We start from the raw sequence: 10,042 nt of genomic DNA, 5'->3' as shown, positions 1-10,042 counted from the left end.
ACGCGTTGGCAGCGTTCGGCAAGACAATGGGCGACAGGATGCAGGACGCCCACGCACAGCGAGAGAGTCAGGTAGACCTTACAGAGCCGACGCGGGTCTATCTGGACAAGACGCGACAAGACGAGGCTCTGGCGGAAATCTCAGCGCTAAGAGCACTCAACAGCCGCATCAAGCACGAGAACCCTGGCATCTCCGCACAGGATGCCGAGGGCATGCTGCTGGACCGCTCAGTCACGCGCTGCGTCGACAAGCACGTGACACCCCCAGCATTTGCCCAGGGTCTTAGCTATGAGGCCCTGACCACACATGCCCAGGCGCGAGGAGAGCCGCTGACCCGCGCCGTGGAACAGTGCTTCTACGACAGCAGAGGGACGCTTGGCCCGCATGGCGATTCCGATTACCGCAACTATTACGGTGTCGGCGCGATCAGCCACATTGCCAAGAGCTACGCGCACCTTGCGCATGATCGGCAGCCTCCGGAAGTGCGCGTCGACCTCAAGTCGCTGGGACTGGAACCCAGGCAGCTGGAGCGCAATGGGTTGGATCTAGGATCGGCATCGACCTTCAACCTTGTCGATCTGGGCAAGGGCGGCTATGGCATGGTCCAGCTCAAAGAAACCGGCGCACGCAGCAACAGCGCGCCAAACCTTGTAACGCCAGCTGCGCCTGGCACCTCATTGACACCTGCAGAGGCAGGTCACCCAGACCACGCGATGCATCAACAGATTCGCAGCAAGGTTGAACAACTGGATGCCGACAATGGCCGCACCTTCGATGCAACCAGTGAGCGGATGACGGCGAGCCTGCTGACGTTAGCCAAGGACAATGGCCTGACGCGTGTTGACCACGTGTTACTCAGCGACAGAACCAGAGACTTGCCCGCAGCCCAGAACCTGTTCGTGGTGCAAGGCGAACTGCATAACCCGGCCATGCTGCGCGCGCACATGCCAACGTCGGAAGCGGCTCAGCGGCCAGTGCAGGAGAGCTTCGCTCAGCTTGAGACAGTCAATCAACGCTTGACGCAGGAGCGTGCACAGGAACAGTCATTGGAACAGCAGCGTTCGCAAGAGCAACAACAACACGGTGTGATACCGAGATTTTAAGACACAAAAACTAGTTTTTCTTAGTAAATCCGTGCTTATGACCCAGGATCAACGTGTGCATTAGTTCTACTGATAAGATCCAGAGAGTGATAATTCACTCTGAACAGGTAGCTGGAGAGCGGAGAAGGCGAGGCCGCTTGTAATCCGCCTGAGGCCGAACATAGAATTAGAGCGTTAATCAATCATGGATGTAGATGACTAACTTTCAAGTATTTGTAGAGCTGTCGAAAGCTCTTGCAGCTCCAATTGTTGCAATGGGCGCGGTGGCCGTTTCGTTATTGCAATTTAAAATCGCAAAAACGAAATTAAAACTGGACTTATACGATAGGCGCATAAAGGTCTATGAAGGCGTTATGGAAACCGTCGAAGATGCTCTCACTGACCTCAATGCCGGCGTGGGCGTGTTGATAAGACTCAATAGAGTAAGTGCGGAGGCGGATTTTTTATTCAAGGATGACGTTAGTAGCTACCTAGATTCGCTTAAGAGGACGATGAGGGAAACAGTGTCCATAAGCAATCGCATCAATGCTGCTAATAATGGCGGACCGCCAGTGCCACCAGACGCAGTTCACAAGCAAATGCTAGCATTTGAGCGCCTATCTATTGAACACAATAAAGCAAAAACTATTTTTGGAAAATATCTTAGGCTTGCATAGATTGATCCAAATTAGTCAATAACTAATTATTATCAGCCTGAACTGCGCCTCAAAGCTGTGTTCACAAGCCGTGCTCATAAAATGATGAAATTTCTTAAGGCGATCAAGCAAAAAGTTAAGCACCGAAGCCATAAATCAGCTAAACCATTGATGTTAGCCATATATAGGCGTCAAGATGATCCTTAATTTTGGCCACCAAACGACTCGAAACTTTTTATATTCCTAATTTTTTTTGTGGATCCTCCTTGTGCCGAGCCGTCAACTCGTCTTTGATAGGCAATATGGCCTCATATAACTTGTGATAGGTATGGCCTACTGCCCCGCTAAATAATCTTAATTCTGGCCTCGACTCACCGTAGGCAAGAACATGCTCTGATGAGATTCCGGGGTATGGATCAACATATACAACTTCTGTCATACCGAGCTGGAACGCTTTCTTGGAACATAGCTCACACGGACTAGCTGTGGTGTAAAGTATCCCCCCCTCAATCCCACTATTTCCAGTCTTAGCGAGTTGAAGGAAGGCATTTTCTTCTGCATGCAGAGACCTTGTGTGGACTTGGTTTTTGCTGTTTTTCATTTCGTTATAAACATCTTTAAAGCAGTACGGACAAGGCAGGCCTTTATCCTGCTTGATACCACGTCTGCGATCGTACTTTTTATCTATAAATTTTCTAAATTCAATGTTTTTTCGTTCGTAGTCGCTATACGCGCCCTCATCTTTAGAAATAAGATCATTAACATCGCGCAAAAGACACGAAATTTGTCCCTTGGGCACGTCGTTCCAACCAACAGCTTTGATCGAACCTGCACGATCAGCGACAGCCGCGCCCACCTGACGCGATATACAACCGCTGTTTAGCCGAGAGACAAAAGCGAGTTGCATACATCGTTCGTCGCGGGTAGGTGTAATTATGCCGGGACGAAGCATAAGAGCCACATATTTTATTAACTGATTTCCAAGAATTTTTATACTAGATTCAAAAGCATCGACACCCCCAGAATTATTTATAAATAGATCGGATCGTTGGATGCAATCCTGAACATTTTGAGAAACGAAGTTTGAGTACTCTTCGAGAGATTTTTTTGAGTACTCTCGCTTATCGAGGGCATCAATGTCTTTCAAGGACATCCCGGCGATTGACAGCCGTTCGCGACGATCTTTATCGGGCGCTGTTACAGCTATTGCATAACATGCTGAAAACTTATCTCTTAGATATACAAGTTCAAGCGAATTCCTGACCGCATCCACAACTATTCGGGTGCTTTTAATTCGCTGCTCCCTATCACTATCCACCACACCGAGACACAACCGCTTCACAACTTCCATAAGGAAAAAAAGTTTTTCAACATTAACTTCAGAACTAATTGCTGTCCCGCTCAGGCGTAAATTATCACCTGCAGATTGGAATACGCGCGCATAACTAGTCGACAAGATCTCCTTTGCACGAAATGCAGCATCATTAACCACATTGGTAAAAAACTTCCAGGCAATAAGCGCTCCAGATCTCTCGCTATTGTTAAATATATAATCAATATATTCTTGAAAGTTCTCTGAAGACCTTAACTGTCCCATGAGAAGTTCGAATTGAATTAAGTTTTCCTGCGCAACTTTATTTGATTTCAGAAATCAATTTAGCGCATCATTTTCACATGCTGCTAGACAAGATAAAATTATGGATGATATTGTGATTCGACGAAAGGGAAGCCACGCCTTGCTAAGAAAAGAGTTTGCAATTTCGCCCTTCCTTCTCTCTATAGCATCAAGACCCTCTATATAGCTGGGCAGCGATGCAAATTCTCTTTCAAGCACTTCTGCTACGGTTGAACAACCACTTCCAGTGCGCCCAGTTAAAGCAAGCACCATAAAATCGGTTCGTTCAAGATAAACCCTTTCTATACCCGCTGTTAAATTTTCACTCATTTATCATTACCGAATATAACCGCCGGTGAGTATCGAATTTTTATTGAGAGCTCAGATTAGATCTCAGACAAGTGAAAAGTTTGCGCAGCCTCTAAAGATCTAGCCATTCCGCTGAGTCTTACCTCCTCCAAGCGTATTTGCCACAACGCAAGCAGCATTGCTGGGCAACCACCCAAAGCTACAACAAAGCTCATCTCATTCATTGCTGCAGTTATAGGTGCAGCACATACCTCTCCCGATGATTGCACTGTCTGAGTCTTCTTCAATAGTTGCGCACCAATCACCAACGTAATTAACTCACCTTGTGTAATGGATGCGAATTTTGCGGCGATGCTTTGATTGAGATCTTGTGTAGGTCGGTCACTTTGGTGCAACAGCAGCCATAGCACTCCATTTCTAATAGCAGAAAAAGTGCCGTCGCCCAGAGCGAGCCCAAGCGGCCATGGTAGTGACCACACAGCGGTAAACCCGGTACTTCCCCGTTTGCATCCCATGCATGCCCCCCACGTTCCAACCTGCACACTACCGTTGTGTAGCAGTTTTGTCAGCGGGTTACCCGACATTTTGTATCAGCGGTGTCATCCGCTGTGATTGCACGCACTAAATTGCATGACTAGAGACGTTCGCCTCTGTGCAAACGCCTCTATTCATTTACTGCAGCGCTCGCTTATTTCTTTTTGCCTTTCTTGTCCGGTGTTTGACTCAAAGCGGACGCGGCCGCTGTTTTTTAATCCTTGCCGGTGCTGCCGCTACGCAAGACCTTGCTTGCGGCCTTGGCCGCTTTGGGGCCGGTTTTCTCGTTGGTCGCCATGCGTGTGACCTCCTCGCCACCCCAGTGGTGGCGAGGCGAAACTAGGCCGATTATGTTTGCCGCACAAGTCTGGTTGCAGCGCGCGAGACGGCAGATACTGCAAGACCGCCAGTGCGTTATCTGTGTCAGTTCTCTGGCGATATGCGTGGTGCTGTGTACCTGATGTTTTAAGGCCGGCGTGCACAGCAGTGCGCCAAGCGTTTACTGCGACGACGTGTCGGTCAACGGCTTCCGCGCCTGGCCCCAGGTGAGCATTGCATCCAGTGCGGGGCACAGGGCCTGGCCCCACGGCGTGAGGCGGTAATCCACCTGCGGCGGCACCTGCGCGTAGACGGTGCGCAGCACCAGGCCGTCGCGTTCTAGCTGGCGCAGCTGTTGGGCCAGCATCTTCTGCGAGATGGCGGGAATCAGCCGCTCCAGGTCCGAGTAGCGCTGCACCTTGCCGTCGAACAGGTGGAACAGCAGCAGCAGTTTCCAGCGGCCTTCGATGAGCTTGAGCAGGGCTTCGACATCGCACGCGGCGGTGTCCGGGGTGTGCGGCTTTCCCATGGGTGCGTGACTTACCTTTGCGTGCGTTCTTGCGGCAGGTGGTGCCACTGCTGATCATGGCATACCGTTTCTACCGGACCGCCACCATGTCGCTTGCCCTGCCCGCCGCCATTGCCTGCTTTTTTACCGCCAGCAACGCCGGCGATGCAACGGAGCTGCTGCCGCACCTGGCCGACGATGCGGTGGTGCACGACGAGCACCGCCAGCACCGTGGCGCTGCCGCCATTGCGGCCTGGCTGGCACAGGCGCAAGCCACCACGCCGTATCGTGCGGTGCCAATTGGCGTGCACACCCAGGGCGAGCAGGTGAGTGTCACCGCGCAGGTGTCTGGCGATTTCCCGCAGAGCCCGCTGCAGCTGGAGCATGTGTTCCAACTGGTGGGCGGCAAGATTGCGGCGTTGCGGATTCATTGACGCAGCATGCCGGCGTTGCGCCGGTAGCACGTGCCCGGATGCGGACCTTCCACAGCCGCATGACGCAACCGCACGCGCGGTTAGTGAGCAGTTGCTTGGTACCTCGACGCGCGTTGCGCCTCTGAGCAAATGTAGGGCGGCGCCTAGTCGCCTTCTGCCTGAAGTCGAAACACCCTGCCGCCCTGTTCCGCCTCATCGCCAAAGGTGACTGTGACCGTCGCGCCTGCGTTGATGGCCTCATGGCGAAAGGACAGCTCGGCGTGATGCAGTCTCAGGCTGCTATCAAATGTGGTGCCGCTCGATAGGCAGGCCACCGAGTCCATTACCGTGGCGTCTGCAAGCTCTGTTTGCCCATGCTGCATCAGGTAGGCACAAACCGCCTGCGCGGCGGGGTCGCCACCGTGCTCACACCGTTTGGCGGAAAGCGCCTGCTCTTGCGCATGCTTGAAGTTGGTTCCCCATGAGGTGTGGAACGCAAAACTACGCACCTGGCCCGGCTGTACTGCACCGACAAAGGTGCGCAAGACCTCGCATAACTCAGCGGCAGGGGCTGCGTGGGCGGTTGCCACTGCCGCCAGCAGGATCGCGGGGACAGCGGCATAGACGAATAAAGCGCGCACGTGTCATCCGCTGAAGAGGGCGTGCGCATTATTGAGTCGCTGCACTTGCGCCGCAACGTGGACGCACACTGCAGCGCTCGGTGTCGCGCTTGAAGGGTGTGGGCGTGGCCGTTCGCCTGCCACTGCCTTCGAAACGCTCAGCCGTTGAGCGTGCGGCCGCCGTCGACGATGAGTTCCGAGCCCACCGTCCAGCGGGATTCGTCCGAGGCCAGGTACAGCACGGCCTTGGCCACTTCATCGGGAGTGCCGAAGCGGCCGAGCGGGATGGTGGCGGCGATGTCCTGGTTGACCTGGTCGCGGTATGCGGCGGGGATGCCGAGCTTGTCGTACAGCGGGGTTTCCACCGGGCCGGGGCTGACCGCGTTGAGGCGGATGCCGCGCGCCAGCAGTTCGCTGGAGAGTGTCTTGGCCATGCTCAGGAACGCCGCCTTGGTGGCCGCATACACCGATGAGCGGGCCGCGCCCACATGCGCATTGATGGAGGTGTTGAGCACCACCGCGGCGGGGTTGGCGAACACCGGCAGCAGCGCCTGCATGAGGAAGTACGGACCTTTGACGTTGATGGCAAAGGAGGCGTCGAAGGCCTGCTCGGTCCAGTCTTCGATCGGTGCCCACACCGACACGCCCGCATTGAGGAAGGCGATGTCGAGCTGGCCGTAATGCGCCTGCACCGCCTGCGCCAGCTGCTGCTGCGCGGCGACGCTGGCCGAATCGGCGCGCAGCACCAGCACCTCGGCACCCAGCGCGGCCTTGGCATTGGCGATGGACTCGGGATTGTTGCCGGTGACGATGACGCGGGCGCCTTCGGCCAGGAACTGGCGGGCGGTCTCCAGGCCAATGCCGCTGGTGCCGCCGGTGATGAGGGTGCGTTTGCCTGCTAGACGGGACATGGGGTGCTCCTGGGAGGGTGGCAGGCCCGCCGCATGTGGCCGGCCTTCGATGAGGTGCAGCGTGCGCCCATGCATGATTTGCCGGAAGAGCGCGCCGGCACATACCATTCATGCGATATACGCATGAATGAGGACGGGCGATGGACCGGTTTCTGCTGATGACCTGCTTTGCGCGTGCGGTGGAAACCGGCAGCTTTTCAGCGGCCGGGCGCGACCTGGGCCTGGGCCAGCCCAATGTCAGCCGCCACGTGGCGGCGCTGGAAGAGCACCTGCACACCCGGCTGCTCAACCGCTCCACCCGCAAGCTGGTGCTGACACCGGAGGGCGAGCGCTATTACGCGGAGGTGCGCCGCATCCTGGATGCGGTGGGCGAGTCGGAGATGGCGCTGCACGACAACGTGCAACCGTCCGGCTTGCTACGGGTGGCCTGCCCCACGGCCTTGTCGCACCACTATGTGATGCCGCTGGTGCCTGAGTTTTTGCGGCGCTTTCCGGGCCTGGAGCTGGATCTGCAGATCAACGACCGCTTCGTCAATCTGCTCGACGAGGGCGCGGAGCTTGCCATCCGCATCGGCCACCTGGAAAACAGCGCGCTACGCGCACGGCGGATCGGCACGTTCAAGCGCGTGTGCGTGGCAAGCAATGCCTATCTTGCCGAGCGCGGCGTGCCCCGCGTGCCCGAGGACCTGCGCCAGCACGATTGCGTGCTGTACACCCTGCTTGCCTCCGGGGCGACGTGGCGTTTCAAGGATGTGGAGGTGCCGGTGTCCGGCCGGATCCGGGTCAATTCGCCGGAGGCCGCGCGCGAGTCGGTGAGTGCGGGCCTGGGCATCGGGCAGGGGCCGGAGTGGTTGTTCGAGCAGGGGCTCAAGGCCGGGCAGCTGCAGATTGTGCTGGGCGCATTCTCCGCACCTGCGGTGCCCATGCACATCCTGTATGCGGCCAACCGGCTGGTGCCGAAGCGGGCGATCGTGTTCATGGATTTTATTGCCGAGGCGTTTGCCAAGATTCCGCAACTCAATATGGAAGGGTCATAGACCTCGGACTTGGAGAGGCTTTATTCTGGCTGCACCTGCCCTCTGCAGAACGCGAACAGGCGGATGACCGAACAGCCGCTTGTATTCGCGGCTGAACTGGGACGGGCTTTCGTATCCCACATCGTAAGCAACACTCGCGATGTCGCCGTGTGCGGACATCAGGCGGCTGCGGGCTTCATAGAGACGTACTTTCTTTTGGTACTGCAGCGGCGACATCGCCATGATCTGTTTGAATCGCCTGTAGAACACCGTGACACTCATGCTGGCCGTCTGTGCCAGGTCATTGATACTGAAGGTGAGCGCAAAATTCTTGCGTATCCACACGGCCGCTGTGCGGATGCGCTGCGTATACCTGTCTCCGCTCACCATCGCTGCCAGGATGCGGCCCTGGGGACCTTGCAGCAACCGGAACAACAGTTCTCTTTCGACCAGTGGCGCCATGAACGCGATCTCTTGCGGGCGTTCGAGCAATTCACACAAGCGACGCCAGGTGTCCAATAGAGACGTATCAGCGTCCGCAACGCAGAAGTTGCCCACGTCTGCGCGGTCGCCCTCTACGCCCATCTCCAACGCCAGCTCTGCCATCACATATGGATCGAGATCCAGTCCCATTGCCAGGTAATCACCGGACTCTTGGTTGACAGTGATGGTGGCCATGACGGGCATGTCAACCGCCGTGATCAGGTACTGCCCCTCGCCATAGTTGAAGCTCTCATGTCCGACCTTGACATGCTTCCAACCAGACAGGACCAGGCAAATCGTGGGTTCGTACAGCATGGGCACCGGTGTGGGCGACGGAGCCAGCCCGCCAATGCGAAACCGGGGCAGCAACTCCTTTGCGCTGCTGGTGGCATAGCGCTCGGCAAGTGCGCGTAATTGGTGGAGATCAGTCATGTGCCCATGCTGCCCACCTACATGCTTGGCGACAAGGGGTGGCAGGATTAGGCAAGCTTTCGGCAGCTTCATGCACTACAGCGGCATAGATGCTGGCTAAGCTGGAATCGTTCTAGAGACGATTCAATTCAGGAGCGCAAAGTGCATTTGAGAAAGCTGGGAAACACTGGTCTGCAGGTGTCGGCGATTGGCTACGGCGCAATGGGCATTTCCGTTGCTTACGGCCAGAGCGATGCCGAGCAGGGCATCGCGACCATCCGCCACGCGTTCGAGAAGGGCATCACTTTCTTCGATACAGCTGAGGTCTACGGCTGGGGTGACAACGAGCAGATGCTTGGCCGTGCCATCAAGCCCTTCCGTGACGACGTCGTGATCGCGACCAAGTTCGGTTTTACCCGCGAGTATGGTTTCGATAGCAGGCCCGAACACATCCGCGAGGTGGTCGAGAACAGCTTGCGGCACCTACAGACCGATCGTATTGATCTGCTCTACCAGCACCGGCTCGACCCGCAGGTGCCGATCGAAGACGTTGCAGGTGCGGTCAAGGAACTGATCGCACAAGGCAAGGTGAAGCACTTCGGCCTGAGTGAGGTGGGTCCGCAGACATTACGGCGTGCGCATGCCATTCAGCCGATCACGGCGCTACAGACAGAATTTTCGCTGTTCGAACGGGACGCGGAGCAATTATTCGCTACGTTGAAAGAGCTTGGTATCGGCTTCGTCGCTTATTCTCCCCTGGGGCGCGGCTTCCTCACAGGCAGCGTCAAACCGGCGTCTGATTATCCCGAAGACGATATGCGCCGCACTGATCTACGCTGGCAGCCCGGAAATTTCGAGAAGAATCTCGATGCAGTCGAGAAGCTCACCGCTTTAGCGCAGAGCAAAGGCGCAACCGCGCCACAATTGGCGCTCGCCTGGTTGTTGGCCCAGGGCGATGACATCGTGCCGATTCCGGGGACACGTAATGCAGCGCGTGTAGATGAAAATGCGGCAGCTGCCGATTTAATTCTTGACGACAAGGACTTGGCCCTTATCAAGGACATCTTGCCGACAGGCGGTTTTGGTGGTCGCTATACCGAAGATCAGATGCCTCAGTGGGTCTGAGCTGTCAACCATGCAGGGCGGGTTCTCCCCCGCCCTGCTGG

At 56.0% G+C, this 10,042-nt stretch carries 11 protein-coding genes; 5 read left to right on the top strand and 6 right to left on the bottom strand.

Annotation, left to right across the window (positions count from 1 at the left end):
• On the top strand, positions 1 to 1,103 hold a 1,103-nt coding region (locus OZ10_RS06055; protein WP_039564159.1), incomplete at its 5' end, for an XVIPCD domain-containing protein.
• Positions 1,104 to 1,297: 194 nt separating this feature from the next.
• Positions 1,298 to 1,759, top strand: coding sequence for a hypothetical protein (locus OZ10_RS22070; RefSeq protein WP_139051281.1), 462 nt, complete (start codon positions 1,298 to 1,300; stop codon positions 1,757 to 1,759).
• A 214-nt stretch (positions 1,760 to 1,973) separates the two neighbouring features.
• Here OZ10_RS22070 and OZ10_RS21025 read toward each other — a convergent pair whose 3' ends face one another.
• The 3 genes from OZ10_RS21025 to OZ10_RS06050 form a co-directional block, all read right to left on the bottom strand.
• Positions 1,974 to 3,335, bottom strand: coding sequence for a hypothetical protein (locus OZ10_RS21025; protein WP_081419336.1), 1,362 nt, complete (start codon positions 3,333 to 3,335; stop codon positions 1,974 to 1,976).
• A gap of 54 nt (positions 3,336 to 3,389) precedes the next feature.
• Positions 3,390 to 3,683 carry a hypothetical protein gene (locus OZ10_RS22065; RefSeq protein ID WP_139051280.1) on the bottom strand — a complete coding sequence of 98 codons (294 nt, stop codon included), beginning with the start codon at positions 3,681 to 3,683 and terminating at the stop codon, positions 3,390 to 3,392.
• 1,012 nt (positions 3,684 to 4,695) lie between these two features.
• The gene (locus OZ10_RS06050) at positions 4,696 to 5,043 is read right to left on the bottom strand and encodes a winged helix-turn-helix transcriptional regulator (RefSeq protein ID WP_039564147.1); all 348 of its coding nucleotides are present in this window, start codon (positions 5,041 to 5,043) and stop codon (positions 4,696 to 4,698) included.
• A gap of 56 nt (positions 5,044 to 5,099) precedes the next feature.
• Between OZ10_RS06050 and OZ10_RS06045 the strand changes: the two genes are divergently transcribed.
• Positions 5,100 to 5,456: a nuclear transport factor 2 family protein gene (locus OZ10_RS06045; RefSeq protein WP_236726952.1), complete on the top strand. Its 357-nt coding sequence runs from the start codon at positions 5,100 to 5,102 to the stop codon at positions 5,454 to 5,456.
• 143 nt (positions 5,457 to 5,599) lie between these two features.
• On the opposite strand, the gene OZ10_RS06040 is transcribed toward OZ10_RS06045, so the two are convergent.
• Positions 5,600 to 6,076, bottom strand: a complete 477-nt coding sequence (locus tag OZ10_RS06040) for a hypothetical protein (RefSeq protein WP_236726951.1) — start codon at positions 6,074 to 6,076, stop codon at positions 5,600 to 5,602.
• 137 nt (positions 6,077 to 6,213) lie between these two features.
• Complete coding sequence (locus OZ10_RS06035; RefSeq protein ID WP_039529390.1) at positions 6,214 to 6,966, bottom strand: SDR family oxidoreductase; 753 nt, start codon at positions 6,964 to 6,966, stop codon at positions 6,214 to 6,216.
• Positions 6,967 to 7,106: 140 nt separating this feature from the next.
• Between OZ10_RS06035 and OZ10_RS06030 the strand changes: the two genes are divergently transcribed.
• Positions 7,107 to 8,003 (top strand): LysR family transcriptional regulator, encoded by an 897-nt coding sequence (locus OZ10_RS06030; protein WP_039411603.1) that lies wholly within the window; start codon positions 7,107 to 7,109, stop codon positions 8,001 to 8,003.
• Here OZ10_RS06030 and OZ10_RS06025 read toward each other — a convergent pair.
• Entirely contained in the window at positions 7,998 to 8,897 is a 900-nt protein-coding gene (locus OZ10_RS06025; RefSeq protein WP_039564156.1) for an AraC family transcriptional regulator, read from the bottom strand. The genes OZ10_RS06030 and OZ10_RS06025 overlap by 6 nt on opposite strands.
• 141 nt (positions 8,898 to 9,038) lie before the next feature.
• On the opposite strand from OZ10_RS06025, the gene OZ10_RS06020 reads away from it, so the two are divergent.
• Positions 9,039 to 10,001 carry an aldo/keto reductase gene (locus OZ10_RS06020; protein WP_039411600.1) on the top strand — a complete coding sequence of 321 codons (963 nt, stop codon included), beginning with the start codon at positions 9,039 to 9,041 and terminating at the stop codon, positions 9,999 to 10,001.
• The last annotated feature ends 41 nt before the right edge of the window (positions 10,002 to 10,042 follow it).

Source organism: Xanthomonas cannabis pv. cannabis, assembly GCF_000802365.1.
GTDB lineage: Bacteria > Pseudomonadota > Gammaproteobacteria > Xanthomonadales > Xanthomonadaceae > Xanthomonas > Xanthomonas cannabis.
Note: the sequence above shows the minus strand (reverse complement) of the source record. Positions and strands in the feature narration are given on the sequence as shown.

Bases quoted from the DNA above. Each gene is read 5' to 3' on its own strand.
- OZ10_RS22065 (WP_139051280.1), bottom strand. From the start codon at position 3,683: ATGAGTGAAAATTTAACAGCGGGTATAGAAAGGGTTTATCTTGAACGA.
- OZ10_RS06035 (WP_039529390.1), bottom strand. From the start codon at position 6,966: ATGTCCCGTCTAGCAGGCAAACGCACCCTCATCACCGGCGGCACCAGC.
- OZ10_RS06025 (WP_039564156.1), bottom strand. From the start codon at position 8,897: ATGACTGATCTCCACCAATTACGCGCACTTGCCGAGCGCTATGCCACC.
- OZ10_RS22070 (WP_139051281.1), top strand. From the start codon at position 1,298: ATGACTAACTTTCAAGTATTTGTAGAGCTGTCGAAAGCTCTTGCAGCT.
- OZ10_RS06030 (WP_039411603.1), top strand. From the start codon at position 7,107: ATGGACCGGTTTCTGCTGATGACCTGCTTTGCGCGTGCGGTGGAAACC.
- OZ10_RS06045 (WP_236726952.1), top strand. From the start codon at position 5,100: ATGGCATACCGTTTCTACCGGACCGCCACCATGTCGCTTGCCCTGCCC.
- OZ10_RS21025 (WP_081419336.1), bottom strand. From the start codon at position 3,335: ATGGGACAGTTAAGGTCTTCAGAGAACTTTCAAGAATATATTGATTAT.
- OZ10_RS06050 (WP_039564147.1), bottom strand. From the start codon at position 5,043: ATGGGAAAGCCGCACACCCCGGACACCGCCGCGTGCGATGTCGAAGCC.